Origin of the sequence: Lactobacillus sp. M0390 (genome assembly GCF_016102085.1) — a bacterium.
GTDB lineage: Bacteria > Bacillota > Bacilli > Lactobacillales > Lactobacillaceae > Lactobacillus > Lactobacillus apis.
Genome location: NZ_JACFPH010000001.1, coordinates 473,703 through 490,577 on the forward strand (window position 1 = coordinate 473,703; position 16,875 = coordinate 490,577).

General features: G+C 36.7%; 18 protein-coding genes. 15 read left to right on the plus strand and 3 right to left on the minus strand.

Features of this window, described 5'->3' with window-relative positions; genetic code table 11:
* Nucleotides 1–22 precede the first annotated feature (22 nt).
* The 8 genes from H3R25_RS02295 to H3R25_RS02330 all read left to right on the plus strand — a co-directional run bounded on the left by H3R25_RS02295 (nt 23) and on the right by H3R25_RS02330 (nt 7,117).
* Nucleotides 23–874, plus strand: coding sequence for an NAD(P)H-binding protein (locus tag H3R25_RS02295; RefSeq protein WP_198194194.1), 852 nt, complete (start codon nt 23–25; stop codon nt 872–874).
* An 11-nt stretch (nt 875–885) separates the two neighbouring features.
* A complete protein-coding gene (locus H3R25_RS02300) occupies nt 886–1,314 on the plus strand; it encodes an Rrf2 family transcriptional regulator (RefSeq protein WP_198188680.1) in 429 nt (142 codons plus the stop codon).
* A gap of 118 nt (nt 1,315–1,432) precedes the next feature.
* Nucleotides 1,433–1,912: a LysM domain-containing protein gene (locus tag H3R25_RS02305; RefSeq protein ID WP_198194195.1), complete on the plus strand. Its 480-nt coding sequence runs from the start codon at nt 1,433–1,435 to the stop codon at nt 1,910–1,912.
* A 41-nt stretch (nt 1,913–1,953) separates the two neighbouring features.
* Nucleotides 1,954–2,628, plus strand: coding sequence for a (d)CMP kinase (gene cmk / locus H3R25_RS02310; RefSeq protein WP_198194196.1), 675 nt, complete (start codon nt 1,954–1,956; stop codon nt 2,626–2,628).
* A gap of 72 nt (nt 2,629–2,700) precedes the next feature.
* A complete protein-coding gene (gene rpsA / locus H3R25_RS02315) occupies nt 2,701–3,909 on the plus strand; it encodes a 30S ribosomal protein S1 (RefSeq protein ID WP_122035094.1) in 1,209 nt (402 codons plus the stop codon).
* Nucleotides 3,910–3,970: 61 nt separating this feature from the next.
* On the plus strand, nt 3,971–5,281 hold the full coding sequence (gene der, locus H3R25_RS02320) for a ribosome biogenesis GTPase Der (protein WP_198194197.1): 1,311 nt from the start codon (nt 3,971–3,973) through the stop codon (nt 5,279–5,281).
* A gap of 185 nt (nt 5,282–5,466) precedes the next feature.
* Nucleotides 5,467–5,742 (plus strand): HU family DNA-binding protein, encoded by a 276-nt coding sequence (locus H3R25_RS02325; RefSeq protein ID WP_046306834.1) that lies wholly within the window; start codon nt 5,467–5,469, stop codon nt 5,740–5,742.
* A gap of 115 nt (nt 5,743–5,857) precedes the next feature.
* Nucleotides 5,858–7,117, plus strand: a complete 1,260-nt coding sequence (locus H3R25_RS02330; protein ID WP_198194198.1) for a lipopolysaccharide assembly protein LapB — start codon at nt 5,858–5,860, stop codon at nt 7,115–7,117.
* A 42-nt stretch (nt 7,118–7,159) separates the two neighbouring features.
* Here the strand turns inward: H3R25_RS02330 and H3R25_RS02335 are convergent, their stop codons facing one another.
* Nucleotides 7,160–7,879, minus strand: a complete 720-nt coding sequence (locus H3R25_RS02335; RefSeq protein WP_187157898.1) for a TatD family hydrolase — start codon at nt 7,877–7,879, stop codon at nt 7,160–7,162.
* 168 nt (nt 7,880–8,047) lie between these two features.
* Entirely contained in the window at nt 8,048–8,935 is an 888-nt protein-coding gene (locus H3R25_RS02340; RefSeq protein WP_122035102.1) for a YitT family protein, read from the minus strand.
* An 87-nt stretch (nt 8,936–9,022) separates the two neighbouring features.
* Here H3R25_RS02340 and H3R25_RS02345 point away from each other — a divergent pair, with 87 nt between their 5' ends.
* Nucleotides 9,023–10,225: a CCA tRNA nucleotidyltransferase gene (locus tag H3R25_RS02345; RefSeq protein WP_198194199.1), complete on the plus strand. Its 1,203-nt coding sequence runs from the start codon at nt 9,023–9,025 to the stop codon at nt 10,223–10,225.
* On the opposite strand, the gene H3R25_RS02350 is transcribed toward H3R25_RS02345, so the two are convergent.
* Nucleotides 10,222–10,887, minus strand: coding sequence for a hemolysin III family protein (locus H3R25_RS02350; RefSeq protein WP_198194200.1), 666 nt, complete (start codon nt 10,885–10,887; stop codon nt 10,222–10,224). The genes H3R25_RS02345 and H3R25_RS02350 overlap by 4 nt on opposite strands.
* Nucleotides 10,888–11,009: 122 nt before the next feature.
* Between H3R25_RS02350 and H3R25_RS02355 the strand changes: the two genes are divergently transcribed.
* The 6 genes from H3R25_RS02355 (at nt 11,010) to topA (ending at nt 16,807) form a co-directional block, all read left to right on the plus strand.
* Nucleotides 11,010–11,870 (plus strand): DegV family protein, encoded by an 861-nt coding sequence (locus tag H3R25_RS02355; RefSeq protein WP_074425382.1) that lies wholly within the window; start codon nt 11,010–11,012, stop codon nt 11,868–11,870.
* A gap of 4 nt (nt 11,871–11,874) precedes the next feature.
* Complete coding sequence (locus H3R25_RS02360) at nt 11,875–12,105, plus strand: YozE family protein (RefSeq protein ID WP_046306842.1); 231 nt, start codon at nt 11,875–11,877, stop codon at nt 12,103–12,105.
* A gap of 44 nt (nt 12,106–12,149) precedes the next feature.
* Nucleotides 12,150–12,989 carry a ribosome biogenesis GTPase YlqF gene (gene ylqF, locus H3R25_RS02365; RefSeq protein ID WP_198194201.1) on the plus strand — a complete coding sequence of 280 codons (840 nt, stop codon included), beginning with the start codon at nt 12,150–12,152 and terminating at the stop codon, nt 12,987–12,989.
* Complete coding sequence (locus H3R25_RS02370) at nt 12,986–13,741, plus strand: ribonuclease HII (protein WP_198194202.1); 756 nt, start codon at nt 12,986–12,988, stop codon at nt 13,739–13,741. The genes ylqF and H3R25_RS02370 overlap by 4 nt, the downstream gene beginning before the upstream one ends.
* A 45-nt stretch (nt 13,742–13,786) precedes the next feature.
* Entirely contained in the window at nt 13,787–14,623 is an 837-nt protein-coding gene (gene dprA, locus H3R25_RS02375) for a DNA-processing protein DprA (protein ID WP_198194203.1), read from the plus strand.
* Between the two features lie 78 nt (nt 14,624–14,701).
* Nucleotides 14,702–16,807 carry a type I DNA topoisomerase gene (gene topA, locus H3R25_RS02380; protein WP_046306847.1) on the plus strand — a complete coding sequence of 702 codons (2,106 nt, stop codon included), beginning with the start codon at nt 14,702–14,704 and terminating at the stop codon, nt 16,805–16,807.
* Nucleotides 16,808–16,875 lie beyond the last annotated feature (68 nt).

Consider the following 16,875-nt stretch of genomic DNA (forward strand, 5'->3'; position numbering starts at 1 on the left):
CATGAAAGAAAGGCGTTTATTAATGAAATATGCTGTTACTGCTGCTACAGGCAACTTTGGTTTGTTAGCAGTCAATTATTTATCAAAGTTAGTTGATCCAAAAGATATTATTGTTATCGCTAGAAATGAGCAAAAGGCTCAACAACTTTTCCCAGATTTTGAAATTAGAAAAGGCAATTATGATAGTGCAGAAGAAATGACTGACGCACTTAAAGGAATTGATCGAGTACTCTTTATTTCATCACAGCCTGGTGGTTCGGTAGAGCGTAGTGTTCAACATCAGAATGTTGTTTCTGCACTTCAAAAAAATCATGTGAGTTTTGTAGCTTATACTAGTTTTGCTAATGCGCAATCTTCAAAAACTGCATTGGCAGCTGACCATAAGCTGACAGAAAACCTAATTGAAGAAGCAGACATCCCACATTCATTTTTACGAAACAATTGGTATCTAGAAAATGAGGCTGGCTTTTTTGAAAGTGGAAAGACGAGCCAAAAGGCTATTTACTGGGCAGGTAATAAAGCAGGTTGGGCTCTTGAGCGTGAATATGCGGAAGCTGCTGCAAAAGTTCTTACTTCTGAAAATCCACAAGCAATTTATGAATTTTCAGGCAAAGCAGTTACATATGAAGTGCTAGGAGAAGCTTTAAATAAGGCACTTGCTCAGCCATGTGATGTTGCACAGGTTTCTAAACAGGAGTATACTCTTGATTTAGAAAATCAAGGCTTAGACAATCAAACAGCTTCATTATATGCTTCCTTCCAGGATCCAATTGACAATGGCTCGTTAAATGAGAATAGCAGTGATCTGCAAAACGTACTTGGAAGAGAATTGACTACTCTAAGTGATGGTATCAAAGAGATACTTTCGAAGTAAGGTGAGGACAAATCAAATACTCATATAAATTAAGTGACGCGATTCATTTGCTAGCTTATCTAGTAATATGTTCGGACTGTGACCAATCCAGTAAAGCAATCGCTGCCAGTATTGAAGCAAATCCGAGTGTAATTAGAAGTTTGATGAGTGATTTGAAAAAGTCCAACATCATTACTGGGCGTCAAGGCTTAGCTAAACCAACTCTAACCAGAAATCCTGCAGAAATTAGTATTTTTGATATTTACCAAGCAATTAATATCAATCATCATCTTTTGCATGTTGATCCTGAGACTAATCCCAAATGTATTGTTGGTGGCAATATTCAGGAAGTATTAGGGGAAGTCTATTCTGAAATTGAACAAAGTGCACAACAAAAAATGAAAGAGATTTCTCTACAAGAAGTTGTAAATCAAATTTTGCAAAAAAATAAAGATAAGTAAAGTAAAAAGTAAACTGACTAAATAATCTAGAAAAAGGAATTTTTCTAGATTATTTTTTGTCCATTTTAATAAGTAAATATGCTAAAATTAAGCCAGCTAGGTTGAAGGAGTTTTTTAAATGCAGCAAAACCATGAAGGACCATATAAACACTATGAACGTCCTAGCAGCAAAAGAGCGATAATAAATAAAACTGGCTCTCGAGCATGGCTAGTGGTAGTTATTTTTTTGGTTGTTATCTTAGTGGCACTTGTTCCAGTAGTTCATCACTTGTCTTCGGCTGGAAAAACGAATGAACGGGTTGTTGAATTGCAAAAGTCAACTAAGAAAAAGGTGCATTCTAAGCTTAAGAAGATGCGCAAGAAAAAAACTAAATCTACTGTCCAGAAACAGACAAGGAAAAAGCCACAAGTTAACTCCCAAGGTGAGATTAAAACTAAAAAGAAAATTTCACAGCCAACAGAGTATACTGTACAAACAGGGGATTCTCTGACCAGTATTGCGGATAAATTCCATTTAACAGTTGGTGAGTTGATTCAGATTAATCAACTTGATTCAACCGGTCAAGTTAATGCTGGACAAGTTCTTAAATTAAAATAAATTGTAGAAAGGTTGGGACATACAGTCCCTTTTTTATTGGCATGCAAGTAGCAATTGATGGACCAGCTTCAGCTGGAAAAAGTACAGTAGCAAAGATTATTGCGCAAAAATTGAATTTTACATATATTGATACAGGAGCAATGTATCGAGCTTGTACGGTTATCGCAAAAGAAAATAACCTAGATTATGGTGATGAACAAGGCATCTTGGCTGCAGTTGACCGCAATGAAATTCAACTTAAAGCAATTGACGGTGAGCAAAAGGTATACGCTGGTGATGAGGACATCACTCGTGACGTCCGGCTACCTGAAATTTCCGCCAATGTTTCTCAAGTTTCAGCTCTTCCAAAAATTAGAGAGAAAATGGTCAGTCTTCAAAGAAAAATGGCCGGTGAAATGAATGTAGTGATGGACGGAAGAGACATTGGAACTACAGTTCTACCAAATGCGGAAGTGAAAATATTTTTGGTTGCATCAGCCCATTCTCGAGCACAAAGAAGAATGCTTGACTTGAAACAACAAGGAATTAAAAGTGATCAAACTTTGCAAGAAATAGAGCAGAGTATTCAGGAAAGAGACTATAAAGATTCTCATCGTCAAATTTCTCCTTTAAAAAAGGCGGCTGATGCTGTTGAAATTGACACAACTGAGATGAATATTGATCAAGTAGTTGAAGCAATTTTGGCTCAAATCAAAAAATCTCAAAAAAATATTTAAAAAACGGGCTAAAAGAGTAGAAAAATATCTTACTTTCATTTAGAATTAGATTATGATATTGGGAGGTAAATAATGTCAGAAAACAGTAATCAATTTTTAGATGCATTAAAGCAAATGCAAGGAGTTGAGGTTGGCGATATTGTAGACGTTGAAGTTTTAGACGTTGAAGATGGTCAAATCGATGTTGGTGTAGAAAATGCTGGTGTCGAAGGTGTTGTTCCTCGTCGTGAATTCACTTCAGATCGCAACTTAGACTTACGCGAAGCAGTTAAACCAGGTGATAAATTCAAAGCTTTAGTTTTGAGAAAAGCTGGTGGTGACAAGGAGAACGGTGAATTCTTCTTCTCAGTAACTCGTCTTAAGGAAAGAGAAGCTTATGACGAATTACAAAAAGACTTCGAAGAAGGTAAAACAATCGAAGGTACTGTTACTTCATCAGTACGTGGTGGTTTATTAGTTGATGTTGGTACTAGAGGTTTCTTACCAGCTTCACTTATTTCTAACCGTTATGTTTCTGATCTTAAACCTTACATTGGTAAAACAATGAAGCTTAAGATTACAGAAATTGACCCAAGTAAGAACCGTCTGATTCTTTCTCACAAAGACTTAATCGAAGAAGAACGTGAAGAAGCCTTTGATAAAGTTGCATCACAACTAGTTGTTGGTGATGTAGTTGAAGGTAAAGTATCTCGTTTAACTAACTTTGGTGCCTTTGTTGACGTTGGTGGTGTGGACGGTTTAGTTCACATATCTGAAATTTCATATAAGCACGTGGACAAACCTAGTGATGTTTTGAAGGTTGGTCAAGATGTTAAAGTTAAAGTAATCGGTATAGACGATGACAGACATCGTATCTCCCTTTCAATTAAACAAACAGAACCTTCCCCATTCGAGCAAGCTACTGCTGAATTAAACGAAGGCGATATCTTTGAAGGCGAAGTTAAGTCTTTAACTAACTTCGGTGCTTTTGTTGAAGTTGCTGACGGCATTCAAGGTTTAGTACATGTTTCTGAAATTTCATTTAAGCATGTAGATAAGCCAAGTGATGTTTTGGAAGTTGGACAAAAGGTTAAGGTTAAGGTTTTAAACATTGACCCTAGTGAACGTAGAATTTCTCTTTCAATGAAGGCTGCAGATTCTAAAGGTTCTGAAAATAGCGAAGAATCACATTCACACAGTTCATACAACAAAAACGCAGTTAACAAGAAGTATATGAGCAATGATGACAGCGGTTTTGCATTAGGTGACATAATTGGTGACCAATTGAAAGATCGTCGTTAGTTTTTAATTAAAAGAGCCGACTTTGTTAAGTCGGCTCTTTTATTGTTAGGAGGCTGGAAATATGGTTTTACCCGTAGTTGCTATTGTTGGACAACCAAATGTTGGTAAATCAACGCTTTTCAACCGGATTATTAATGAGCGTTTGGCAATCGTCGAAGACAAGCCAGGGGTAACCCGAGACCGAAACTACGCACAAGGTGAATGGCTAGGGCACAAATTTGATTTGATCGATACCGGTGGTATTACATGGGAAGACGGCCGGATAGAGGATGAGATCAGGGCGCAGGCTGAAATAGCAATTGATGAAGCAGATGTCATAGTTGCTTTGACTAGTGCAACTAATCAAGTAACCAATTTAGACGAACGTATCGCACAAATGCTTTACCAGACTAAAAAACCTGTAATTTTGGCAGTTAATAAGGCTGATAATCCTGAACAAAGAATGGATATTTATGATTTCTACAGTTTAGGTCTTGGCGAGCCAATTCCAATTTCAAGTGTTCATGGTACTGGTATAGGTGATTTGCTAGATAGAATCGTCAGTGAATTACCAAAAGACTTGGACAATAATGACAATGATCAGATTTCTTTCAGCGTTATTGGGCGTCCTAATGTTGGAAAATCATCAATTGTCAACCGGCTACTCGGTGAAAAACGAGTAATCGTGAACAATGAGGAAGGAACAACTAGGGATGCAGTTGATACGCCATTTGAAGGTGAAGATGGCACTAAGTATCGTATAGTTGATACTGCAGGAATCAGACGACGTGGGAAAGTATACGAAAAAACTGAAAAGTACTCTGTAATGAGAGCAATGAGTGCGATTGAACATTCAAACGTAGTTTGTTTAGTTTTAGATGCAAGTACTGGTATCCGGGAGCAGGATAAGCATGTGGCCGGATATGCACATGATGCGGGTCGTGGAATTATTATTGTTGTCAATAAATGGGATTTGCCAAAGAAGAATAGTAATAGTGGCAAGGAATTTGAACAAACAATAAGAGAAGAATTTCAATACTTAGATTATGCACCAATTATTTTTGTCTCTGCTAAAACAGGACAAAATCTTGATCAGATTCCCAAAATGGTTAAACGTGTACACGAAAACCAAGTTCAGAGAATTAGGTCTAGTGTGCTAAATGATCTATTGCTTGAAGCAAGTAAGTTAGTTCCAACACCAATGATTAAAGGAAAGCGTCTTAGAGTATATTACATGACGCAAGTAGCAGTTAATCCACCTACTTTTGTCGTTTTTGTCAATGATCCTGAATTAATGCACTTTTCTTACGAAAGATTCCTGATTAATCAGCTGCGAGATAACTTTGACTTTACTGGTACACCAATCAAAGTTATTGGACGAAAGAGAAAATAACTTTGTATCTACCAAATGAAGAAAAATGGCATTTTTTGACTAAATTACTTGTTGTACTATAGGTTTTGTGCTATTTTGAAACAAGGAAAGAATGATTAGGAAAGAATCATTATTCCTTGTTTCTCTCTTGAGAAATAAGTATGAATTTCTATTATGAAATTCAATTTTGGGAGGTGAATTTCCAGATGGCAAATAAAGCAGAATTAGTTACTGAAGTCGCTTCAAAAACTAAATTGACCAAAAAAGATGCTGCAACAGCTGTTGATGCAATTTTTAATTCAATCCAAGAAGACCTTGCTAAAGGTGAAAAGGTACAATTGATTGGCTTCGGTACTTTTGAAGTACGTCAACGTGCAGCTCGCAAGGGACGTAACCCACAAACTGGTGATGAAATTGAAATTCCAGCTAGTGTTGTTCCTGCATTTAGACCTGGTAAAGCGCTTAAAGACGCTGTTAAATAAAACTAATGGTTCTATCAAAAAAGATGATGGCGTACTTGCTATCATCTTTTTTGATTGTTATTCTTTTAAAGAACATTAGATGATAACTATTTCCATAATTAAAAAGGTGATAATGATGAGCTATTCCGAACAACTTCTTGATTCAATAGAGAAGCAAGATTTTTCGCAAGAAAAGGTTTTACTGAAAAAAGCTTTAGACGAGGATGAACCAGAAGTTTTGGCGTCGCTAGCTGAGAATTTAATGGGACTTGGTTTTACTGACTTGGCCAAGGATGTATATCGAAGTCTAATTGCGAGGTTTCCTAAAGAAGATTTGTTTAAAATTTATTTAGCAGAGATTTTATTAAATGATGGTAAAGACGATGATGGCTTGTCCTTACTTTACGATATTCCTGAGGATTCACCTTCATATCTAGATAGTCTGTTAGTTCAGGCTGATTACTATCAAACCAATGGTTTGCTTGAAACGGCATATAGCAAGCTGAAAAAAGCAGCTAAAATTGCTCCTGATGAAGATGTTGTTAAATTTGGTTTGGCTGAATTAGACTACCTAAGTGGCCACTACGAGCAAGCACTTGATTTATATCGTGACTTGTTGAAACGGCAAAGCACTTTTAGTGAGATCAATTTGAATGACCGCCTGTTTCAGACGCTTGCAAAATTGGGCCGCTATGAAGAAGCTAGTGAAGTAATCGATCAGCATGGTGGCGATATCTTAGATATTGATAGCAAATATCAAGCTGCTCTAATTATGCTTGCTGTTGGCAAAAATGATCAAGCAATTAAGTACCTTGATGAAGTAATTGACCAAAGTCCTGATTATGTTAATGCATATCGCTTATTAGCTACAGCGTATGAAAATAAAAATGATGATGATCAAACCTTACGTTCAGCACAAGCTGGGATTGCTTATAATGAGCTCGACCCAGTGCTGTATTCTAAGGGTGCTAGTGCTGCTGTACGACTCAATGATTTTGCCACTGCTGAGAATTTGCTTCTAAAGGGGTTAAAATTCCTACCAGAAGATATTGATTTACTGTTACAGTTATCAAACGTCTATTTGCAAGAAGGCAAGTATGAAGAAAATTTGCAGCTGTTTAAAGATGTAGATGAAGATGATCTTGATCCACAGGCACACTGGAACTTAGCATTGTCATATCAAGCTTTGGATCAAAATGAGCAAGCAAAAAGTGAATTTCTGCTTGCCTATCCCGAATTTCAAAATAATGCAGATTTCTTGAAACAAATGATTCGCTTCTTTAATACTGAGGCAAATTCACAACAAGTAGTTAAGGAATTGCTTACGCGCTATCTCAAACTTGAACCTGAAGATACTGAAATGCAAGAACTTAATAATGATCTTTTAGATAATTAAAAAAACTTCTTAACTGAGAAAATCCAGTTAAGAAGTTTTTGGTTATTTGGTTTGTTTAAGAAAATGTGTTAAATTTTCTCCTAATATTGTAGCTAGCCTATTTGAATTAATATGGCGCAAGTCAGCTAAGGCAGTGAGCGTTTGTTTCAAGATACCAGGATAGTCGGTTACGCTAACCGGTTTATTTAGTAGCCATTCTACTGAATTCAAACCGTCAGTTTCGATTAACAAATGATCTAATGGAACATTTTGGGCTAATTTAATAACCGCAGGATTGTCTAAAATATCAAGACAAATGCTGAAATAGCAGCCAAGGTCAATGTAGTCTTTTTGATATTTTAGGCAATCATACCAATGCACAAAGTAATTATTGGGATATTGCCGAATTATTGCGAGAATTTCTTTTTCGCAGCCTTTGGTGTGAAGAATAACCGGTTTTTGCTTTTTAGCTGCCCAAGCAAGTTGTTTTCTAAAAGTTTTTGTTTGAAGTTTTATATCATTTTTTGTCCAAACCGAGTCAAGCCCAATTTCACCAACTGCGTCGGCTTGCTCTAAATAAGGAACAATTTCTTCAAACTTTAATTTGTTAACATCCCATGGGTGAATACCAAAACTAAGTGGCTGTCTATGCATGGTTAACTTAGAATTGATTTGCCACTCTTTTGGAGTTTGACAGTTGATAATGGCTTTTATTTGTTGTTTGATTTGCAATTGTGCGAGCTCTTGATTGTTTGCTAGATGGCAGTGCGCGTCAATTAACATTTGCTTTTTTCCTTCTATAATAAAAATTATCAGCTAATTCTATCGTAAATGCCTTTTAAATTATTATCTAATATTTTTAGATAGGAACAAATTCGCAAAATAAAACTCCTGGTTTTCGCAGATCAGCAAGAACAGGGGGCCTTATTGACATGTTGAGTTTTATTTTAGTTACTTACGAATCAGTAAATGTTGTCGTTTTTGCTTATACGTAAATCCTTCACCTAAGGCTTCGTGCACTTCAATTACGCTCACAAATGCTTTAGGATCTTCTGCTGCGATTAGTTCCTTAACTGCAGGAATTTCACGCGGTGAAACTACGAGGTAGATTACAGGACGCTTTGTCTTTTTGTAACCGCCGCGGGCCTCAAGATAAGTAAAACCGCGATCTAGTTTTAAATCAATCATTTCAGCAATCTTTTCATAGTTATCCGAAATGATGAGTAGACCCCTTGCAGAATATGCCCCTTGTTGTACTGTATCCATTACGCGAGACAGAATGAATGAGGCAACTAGTGTATACATAATATGTTTCAAGTCTAAGTACGAAAGAGAAGCAAACAAAATAATTGCATCGCAGAATAATAAAACTTTCCCAGAAGATAGGCCATATTTTATCTGGCAAATTCTAGCAATAATATCAGTCCCACCTGAAGTACCATTATAGCGAAAAACTAAACCTAATCCTATTCCGGAAAGAGTTCCGGCCAAAATTGCGGACAGGAAGAGGTCGTGTTCCAAGTTTAATTGATATATAATAGGAACTAAGCGCCAGAACCACAAGAAAAAAGAGAGCCAAAGTGTTCCCCAAATTGTGTAGGCTAAAAGTCGTTTACCCATAAAACGGTAACCAAGAATTATAAGAGGGATGTTTAATAGAAGTGAAGAAAGTCCCATGTTAATGCCCCAGAAGTGTCTGAGCAAAAGGGTGATTCCACTAATACCGCCATCGGTTAGTTGATTAGGTGCAGAAATCATATCTAAGCTTAGGCCGTATATGGCGCAACCAAGCATTATCATGAATAATTCAAGTATGTTTCTTTTTGTAAGTTTATGCATAAAGTTGTCATCTTTCTTTTTATTTTCATCACCTTAAACGTAACATATTTTGATCTAAAAAACACGAAACAAATGAGTTGATTATTAATGAAAAAAATAAATGAATTACCACCAATTTTTTTATCAGCAATTCCTGTCCTAAAGCGATTAGAAGAAGCTGGTTATGAGGCATATTTTGTTGGAGGTTCAATCAGAGATTTGCTTTTAGGAAGGCATATCCATGATATTGATATTGCTACTAGTGCATATCCTGAAGAAGTAAAATCCCTTTTTCATAAAACGATTGATACCGGTATCAAGCATGGTACGGTAACAGTACTTTTTGAAGGGGAAAGTTATGAAATTACTACGTTTAGAACTGAATCCGGTTATCAAGATTTTAGACGACCTGACCATGTTACTTTTGTCCGTAGCTTAAAAGAAGATCTTAAACGACGTGACTTTACAATTAATGCGCTGGCAATGAATACAGAAGGCGAAATTGTTGATTTATTCAATGGCTTAGGGGACTTGAATAATCACCTAATTAAAGCTGTTGGTGATCCTATGGAACGTTTCCACGAGGATGCGCTTCGAATGATGCGAGCAGTTAGATTTATGAGCCAACTAAAGTTTGATCTTGAGGATGAGACAAAAGAGGCAATTAAGAATTTACATGATCTTTTGCCTAAAATCTCTGTTGAACGGATCCGCGATGAGTTCATCAAAATGGGAACCGGTCCTAATTCACGTCAAGCATTTCAGGTTTTCCTAGATACAGAATTAAGTGAAGGAGTTCCTGATTTTGCAGGTAAAAAAGAACTGTTAAGTATTTTTCCTAGTTTGAAATTTGGTCCAAGCATGGAGTCTAGCTTGTGGGCAATCATTATCATTTTGTTAAAATTGCCTAATGATCAAATCACCAGTTTTATGCGTGATTGGAAAAATTCAAATGCAATGACAACTAATGTAGAACGAATCGTTGAACTATTTGACTTGCTTTCTGAACATAGTCCATCGGATTATGAGCTATTTAAGGCGGGTAAGGATGTTTTGCTAAACACAATCGATGTGGCTAAAATACTTGGACAGCCTGTTAATTCAGAAGCTTTAGTAGACCGCTATACTGCTTTACCAATTAAGTCTTCAGCTGATTTAGCAATTGATGGACGCTTTTTGATTAATGCAGGAATTCATCCTGGACCTGGATTGGGCGAACTTTTAACCGAAATTAAGCAAAAAGTCATTGCAGGTGAGCTTGAAAATAGTGAAGAAGCAATTACGGTTTATTTAAACGGACTCAGTGCCTAAACGTAAAACAAAACTGAAAAGTACATTAAGGCAGAACCTATGATAACAAATAGGTGCCAAATAACATGGATAAATGGTACATTTTTCATCGTATATAAAACTGCACCAACTGTGTAAGATACCCCGCCTCCGACTAGTAGCCAAAAACCGGTTGGACTTAGACGAACATACAAATAGTTGCCTGCTAAAATGACTAGCCAGCCCATTCCGACATAGAGGATTGTATCTAAAATCACGTGCTTGCCGCGGTTAAAGATGTAATAAACAATTCCAAAAATAGCAATTAGCCAGATTAAAGTGAATAACAGCCAACCCCATTTTCCACCTATGGCGACTAATGAAAATGGAGTATAAGAGCCAGCAATTAAGAGATAAATAGAGGAATGATCAAAGATTTGAAAGACATTTCTTGCTCTGGTAAAAATCAGGCTATGAAAAAGAGTTGAAAAAAGATATAGCAAAATCAAACAGACACCATAGACAGTGAATGTAATTAGTCTGAGTGGACTCTGAAGAGAAATAGCTTTAATGATCAACAGAATTAAACCGATAACGGCTAGGAAAAAACCGATTCCATGTGTTACTGCACTTAGTGTATTGTCCAAAATTTGATAATTCTTACTTCTGTTTTTCGGTTCTTGCCAAAACTCTTTAAATTTCATAATGCAACAATCTATCCGCTTTCTTTTTTTTACTGGTTTTTTTGATATAATAATTTATAATTGATTCAGTTCACATTCTATCATAGAATGTGTAAAGCAATTCAGAATTGAGGTCGAGTAAGTTGTCAAGAATAAAAATTTTGACCGATTCTTCTGCACAATTAACACCAGAAGAAATTGAAAAATATGATATTACGGTTGTGCCCTTATCGGTAACAGTTGGCGGAAATACTTATCTTGATGGTATTGAAATTTCCAGACAAGAGTTTGTTAAAAAAATGAGTGAGTCAGCTGAACTACCAAAGACGAGCCAACCATCAATTGGTCGCTTAGTTGATACAATTAACGATTTAACTAGTGATGGTAGTGAAGTTATCGGTATTTTCTTAGCGAAAGTTCTAAGCGGTACAATTGACGCTGCTCGTCAAGCAGTGAAACTTACCGGTAAATCTGACCAAGTTCACATTGTTGATTCAGAGCTGACGGATCGGGCCGAAGGTCTGCAAGTTTTAGAAGCAGCTCGTGATGCCGAAAAAGGTAAATCAATTTCGGAAATAATTGATCATCTTGAAAAAATCAAGAAGACTCAGCGTTTACGGCTGATGATTGTCAACTTGGAAAATGTTATCAAGGGCGGTCGTTTGGGTCCTATTTCAGGTAAAATCGCTAATATGCTTAATATTAGAATTGAGTTACAAATGCCTAACGGCGAATTGAAGGTGGCCAAAAAAGGTCGTGGTAAGAAATTCATGATGGCTTTTGACCAACGCGTGCTTGATGATATTGAAGCAAATAAAGAAAAAATCAAAGAAGTTGGAATTTCTTATGTTTCACTAGATGGTGTTCCGCAAAAATTGCTCGATTTTGCCCAAAAAATTAAAGATATTAATTCAAAAATTGATGTCTTGGTTCGTGAGACCAGTCCAATTATTGCAACACATGCTGGTATGGATGCATATGCAATTTTATATTACACGGAGTAAATAATTGGCCTATCGAGAGAGTTTTTACCGATATTTAATGACATTACGTGACGCTGATTCAAACGATGAAGTTGCGCAATTCGCAAATAATGCTCAAAATGATCAAACTTTTCCTAAACAGGAACAAGACTATGACAAATTGTCTGACTATCTTGAACTAAATGCAGGATATTTGTCTAGCATGAGTATTTTTGATCAAGCTTATCAAATGTATCGAGATAAAATGATGTATTAACAAAGGCCCTTTTGGGCCTTTTAGTGTTAAAAGAAGGCGAAATAATGGCTAATATTCAATGGTATCCTGGTCACATGAACAAGGCGCGTAACCAACTGGAAGATAAGATGGGGTTAATCGACGTCTTAGTTGAAGTTTTGGATGCTCGCATCCCTGAATCATCCCGAAATCCAATGATTAGTGAGCTAGTGGGTGACAAACCACATTTAATTATCCTAAATAAAGCTGATTTAGCTGATCCTGTGATGACTAAGATGTGGCAGAAAAAGCTCAGTGGCAAGGGCAAAGTTGTTATGGCCCTTGATTCATTGCATAGCACTAATATGCAGGTCTTAATCCGAATGATTAAAAAAGCTGCAAGTTCAAAGGTAGCTAAACTTGAATCAAAGGGTGCTTCCAATCCAGTAATTAGAATTGCCTTAGCTGGTGTTCCTAATTGTGGTAAATCAACCATTATCAATCGCTTGGTTGGACGCAATGTCGCTGCCGTTGGTAACAAGCCAGGAGTTACTAAGGGACAAACTTGGTTAAAAGCGCCGTATAACATTCAAATTTTGGATACTCCGGGTATTCTTTGGCCTAAATTTGAAGATCAGGAAGTTGGCTATAAGTTGGCAGCACTTGGTTCAATTAAAGATAGTATTTTTAGTGCTGATGATGTTGCCCTATACTTGCTTTCGAAATTGCGTAAGTACTACTTAAACGATGTCGTTAAATTTGCTCGCTCGACTAAAGAAGAAGTTAGCAAAATTAATGATACTGATTTATTGCTTGCATTAACGGAACAATATGGGATGAGGGATGATTATGACCGCTTTTCACTTTATCTGTTACAGCGCTTGCGCAAAGGTAAAGTAGGAAGGATAACTTTAGACCGCCCATGACAATTAATGAGATAAAAGAACTATTGACCAATGACCGATTAGATGAAACTGAACTTGCCGAACTTGAAAGTGATTCACGTTCAGGTGTCAAAAAGCTCTTGGACAGCTATCGACGTCGTAAAGAAAAACTGGCTCAAAAAAGGGAATCTTTTGAAAAGAGATTTACATATGAAAAAACTTTTTGGGTTAAGAATCAAATGGTTGCTGGTGTCGATGAAGTAGGACGGGGCCCCTTAGCAGGTCCAGTTGTTACGGCAGCAGTAATCATTGATGAGAATTTTGACCTAATCGATGTTAATGATTCCAAAAAGTTAAGTGCACAAAAAAGACTGGAACTTTATCCTAAAATTTTGGAAGAAGCTGTCAGTGTAGCAATCGGTGTTAAAGACGCTGAAGTAATTGATCAGGTTAATATTTATGAAGCTGACCGTTTGGCCATGGCTCAAGCAGTTAATGATCTTGACGTTCGTCCAGATGCCTTATTAGTAGATGCAATGAACGTTCCAGTTGATTTACCACAAATAGAATTAATTAAAGGTGATAGTAAGTCAAATTCAATTGCTGCTGCGTCAATTGTAGCCAAAGTTTTCAGAGATAAATTGATGGAAGATTATGCGGAAATTTATCCCGAGTATCATTTTGATTTGAATGTTGGCTATGGAACTAAAGATCATATTGCTGCAATTAGAAAATATGGGCCGACCCCAATTCACCGAAAAACTTTTGCACCAGTTAGTGATTTTTATAAATAAGAAATTTTGTCTCCTTTTTACGTAATTCTAATTAGGAGGCTTTTTATGAAGATAACAAATTTTCTTTTGCGCTTAAAATTACAAAACGGAATCGGTTATGTTAAGATGTTACAAATTGCTAGTCAATTGCCTACTAGCGAAGTTAATCCTGAAATAATTAAGCAAATGGATTTGCCAAGTAAGTTGATCAAGTCAGCGTTAACAGCATTTTATGATCAACAGGCTGAAGCAAAGATTACGCGAATAAAAAAGCAGTGTCAGATAATTAGTTTTTTTGATCAAGTGTATCCCCAAAAATTACGGGAAATATATCGACCGCCGTTAATTTTGTTTGCGCAAGGTAATTTGAAATTGTTGCAGGAAAACGTCATCACTATTGTGGGTTCGCGTCAAGCAACTGATTATAGTCAATTGGTTTTGAATAAAATAGTGCCGCAATTAGTTAAAAGTAACTTTGTTATTGCCAGTGGATTGGCAATGGGTGTTGATGTAATGGCACACAGCGCTACATTGAATAATGGTGGAAAAACCATTGCCGTTATTGGAAATGGTTTAAATCACTTTTATCCAGAACGCAATAGTCAAATTCAAAGGCAGATTATTAATGAAGGTTTAGTTCTTAGTGAATATTTGCCTGATACACCACCAAGGCCCTTTCGCTTTCCAGAAAGAAATCGAATTTTGGCTGGAATTGCTAACAGCGTAATTGTTACCGAAGCTAAAGAAAAATCAGGTTCGTTAATAACGGCCAATATTGCGCTTCAAGAGAATCGTAATATTTATGCAGTTCCCGGTCCGATTAATAGCCAACTTTCGGCTGGTCCGAATAAGTTAATTGCAGCAGGGGCAACACCAATAACTGATTTTTCTTCTTTAGCTTGAATAAGTTGACAATTGGTAGGCAAATATTCTATTCTCAGACTAGTATTTTTAAATAGATTTTTAATGAGGAGGCTTTTGATGCCTACGAAATCAAAGCCAAGTAAACGAAAAAAGACATTGGTGATCGTTGAGTCACCCGCAAAGGCTAAGACAATTGAAAAATATCTTGGTCGTAATTACCGAGTTATTGCTTCTAAAGGCCATATTCGTGATTTGCCTAAATCACAGATGGGAATTGATTTTGATAATGATTACAAACCAAAATATATTTCTATTCGTGGTAAGGGCGATACGATTAAAGAATTGAAGTCAGAAGCCAAAAAGGCTAAAGAAGTATATTTGGCTTCCGACCCGGATCGTGAAGGAGAAGCAATTGCTTGGCACGTCGCGCATACGCTAAATTTGGATGATACTGCTAAAAATCGTGTAACCTTTAATGAGGTTACTAAGGATGCAGTTAAAAACAGTTTTAAAAATCCGCGTGCAATTGACATGGACACGGTTAATGCGCAACAAGCAAGAAGAATTCTTGATCGAATTGTTGGTTATTCACTTTCGCCAATATTATGGGACAAAGTTAAAAAAGGTTTAAGTGCAGGACGTGTTCAATCTGTTGCACTCAAGCTGGTAATTGACCGCGAAAAAGAAATTAAAAACTTCAAGCCTGAAGAATATTGGACAATTGACGCTGAGTTTAAAAAGAAAACTAAGTCATTTAAAGCATCTTTTTGGGGTGTTGATGGTAAAAAGCAAGAACTACCTAATAATGAAGCAGTTCAAAAGGTTTTGGCCAAAATTGATAAAAAGAAACCGTTTGAAATTAATAATGTTTTAAAGCGTGAACGTCGTCGGCAACCTGCAGCTCCTTTTACGACTTCAACGCTTCAACAAGAAGCCAATAAGCGGTTGAACTACCGTACAAGAAGAACGATGAGCATTGCTCAGCAGCTTTATGAAGGAATTAGTTTGGGTAAACAGGGGACAGTAGGTTTGATTACCTATATGAGAACCGACTCTAAGAGAACATCACCAGTTGCTCAAGCAGAAGCTTCTAAGTTCTTAAATGAGAAGTATGGCAAAGAATACGCGGCCAAAGGTGCAAGGCACTTCAAAAACCAGGAAGATGCTCAGGATGCCCACGAAGCAATTAGACCAACTAGTGTTTACCGCACACCCGAATCCCTCAAATCCGTATTAACAACTGAGCAATATCGTTTGTATAAACTGATTTGGGCACGGTTTGTTGCAAGTGAAATGACACCAGCAGTTTATGATACTGTTAGAGCAGATATTGAACAAAATGGTGTTACATTTAGGACTACTGGTTCAAAAATGAAATTTGCTGGTTTTACAAAAGTTTATGATAACTTGCAAGAAAAGAATATTGAGCTTCCAGATTTAAATGATGGAGACGAAGTTAAACTTGCAAAATCCGATAATAAGCAGCATTTCACTTTACCACCTGCTAGATATACAGAAGCAAGTTTAGTACACACGCTGGAAGAAAATGGTGTTGGTCGTCCGTCAACATATGCACCGACTATTGACACGATTCAAAGACGTTACTATGTTAAGCTTGAGGCTAAATCGATTGTACCAACTGAGTTGGGTGAAATCGTTGATAATTTAATCGAAAAGTTTTTCCCAGATATTGTTAATATCGACTTTACTGCTCAATTAGAGAATGACCTCGACAGTATTGAGGCTGGTAAAAAGAACTGGGTAAAAGTGGTTGATGAATATTACCACCCATTCAAGAAAGAACTAGATAAAGCTGAAGCAGGGATTCAAAAAGTTCAGATTAAGGATGAGCCTGCTGGATTTAACTGTGATATCTGTGGTGCCCCTATGGTCATCAAAATGGGACGCTATGGTAAGTTCTATGCTTGTTCACGTTTTCCTGATTGCCGTAACACTAAGGCAATTGTCAAAAAAGTTGGCGTTACTTGTCCGAAATGTGGCAAAGGAGACGTTGTCGAGAAAAAATCTAAGCGTAATCGTAAATTCTATGGTTGTTCGCGTTACCCAGAATGTGACTTTGTTTCGTGGGATATGCCGATTAGCCGTAATTGTCCAAATGATGGACATTTCTTAGTTGAAAAGAAAACTAAAAAGGGCTTAGTAATTTCATGTCCAAATGGTGACTACAAAGAAGAACCTAAGGATGAAAAAATAACAAAATAAAATTAAATTTATGTAAATATCATCAAATCGTTTTGATTTGATGATATTCTTTTATTTAAGCTTAATTT

Excerpts from the sequence above, each read along its gene's own strand:
- H3R25_RS02350 (WP_198194200.1), bottom strand. The coding sequence starts at position 10,887 with ATGAAATTTAAAGAGTTTTGGCAAGAACCGAAAAACAGAAGTAAGAAT.
- der (WP_198194197.1), top strand. The coding sequence starts at position 3,971 with ATGGTTTTACCCGTAGTTGCTATTGTTGGACAACCAAATGTTGGTAAA.
- dprA (WP_198194203.1), top strand. The coding sequence starts at position 13,787 with ATGAAGATAACAAATTTTCTTTTGCGCTTAAAATTACAAAACGGAATC.
- H3R25_RS02340 (WP_122035102.1), bottom strand. The coding sequence starts at position 8,935 with ATGCATAAACTTACAAAAAGAAACATACTTGAATTATTCATGATAATG.
- ylqF (WP_198194201.1), top strand. The coding sequence starts at position 12,150 with ATGGCTAATATTCAATGGTATCCTGGTCACATGAACAAGGCGCGTAAC.
- H3R25_RS02335 (WP_187157898.1), bottom strand. The coding sequence starts at position 7,879 with ATGTTAATTGACGCGCACTGCCATCTAGCAAACAATCAAGAGCTCGCA.
- H3R25_RS02305 (WP_198194195.1), top strand. The coding sequence starts at position 1,433 with ATGCAGCAAAACCATGAAGGACCATATAAACACTATGAACGTCCTAGC.
- H3R25_RS02325 (WP_046306834.1), top strand. The coding sequence starts at position 5,467 with ATGGCAAATAAAGCAGAATTAGTTACTGAAGTCGCTTCAAAAACTAAA.
- cmk (WP_198194196.1), top strand. The coding sequence starts at position 1,954 with ATGCAAGTAGCAATTGATGGACCAGCTTCAGCTGGAAAAAGTACAGTA.
- H3R25_RS02370 (WP_198194202.1), top strand. The coding sequence starts at position 12,986 with ATGACAATTAATGAGATAAAAGAACTATTGACCAATGACCGATTAGAT.
- H3R25_RS02295 (WP_198194194.1), top strand. The coding sequence starts at position 23 with ATGAAATATGCTGTTACTGCTGCTACAGGCAACTTTGGTTTGTTAGCA.
- H3R25_RS02330 (WP_198194198.1), top strand. The coding sequence starts at position 5,858 with ATGAGCTATTCCGAACAACTTCTTGATTCAATAGAGAAGCAAGATTTT.
- rpsA (WP_122035094.1), top strand. The coding sequence starts at position 2,701 with ATGTCAGAAAACAGTAATCAATTTTTAGATGCATTAAAGCAAATGCAA.
- topA (WP_046306847.1), top strand. The coding sequence starts at position 14,702 with ATGCCTACGAAATCAAAGCCAAGTAAACGAAAAAAGACATTGGTGATC.
- H3R25_RS02345 (WP_198194199.1), top strand. The coding sequence starts at position 9,023 with ATGAAAAAAATAAATGAATTACCACCAATTTTTTTATCAGCAATTCCT.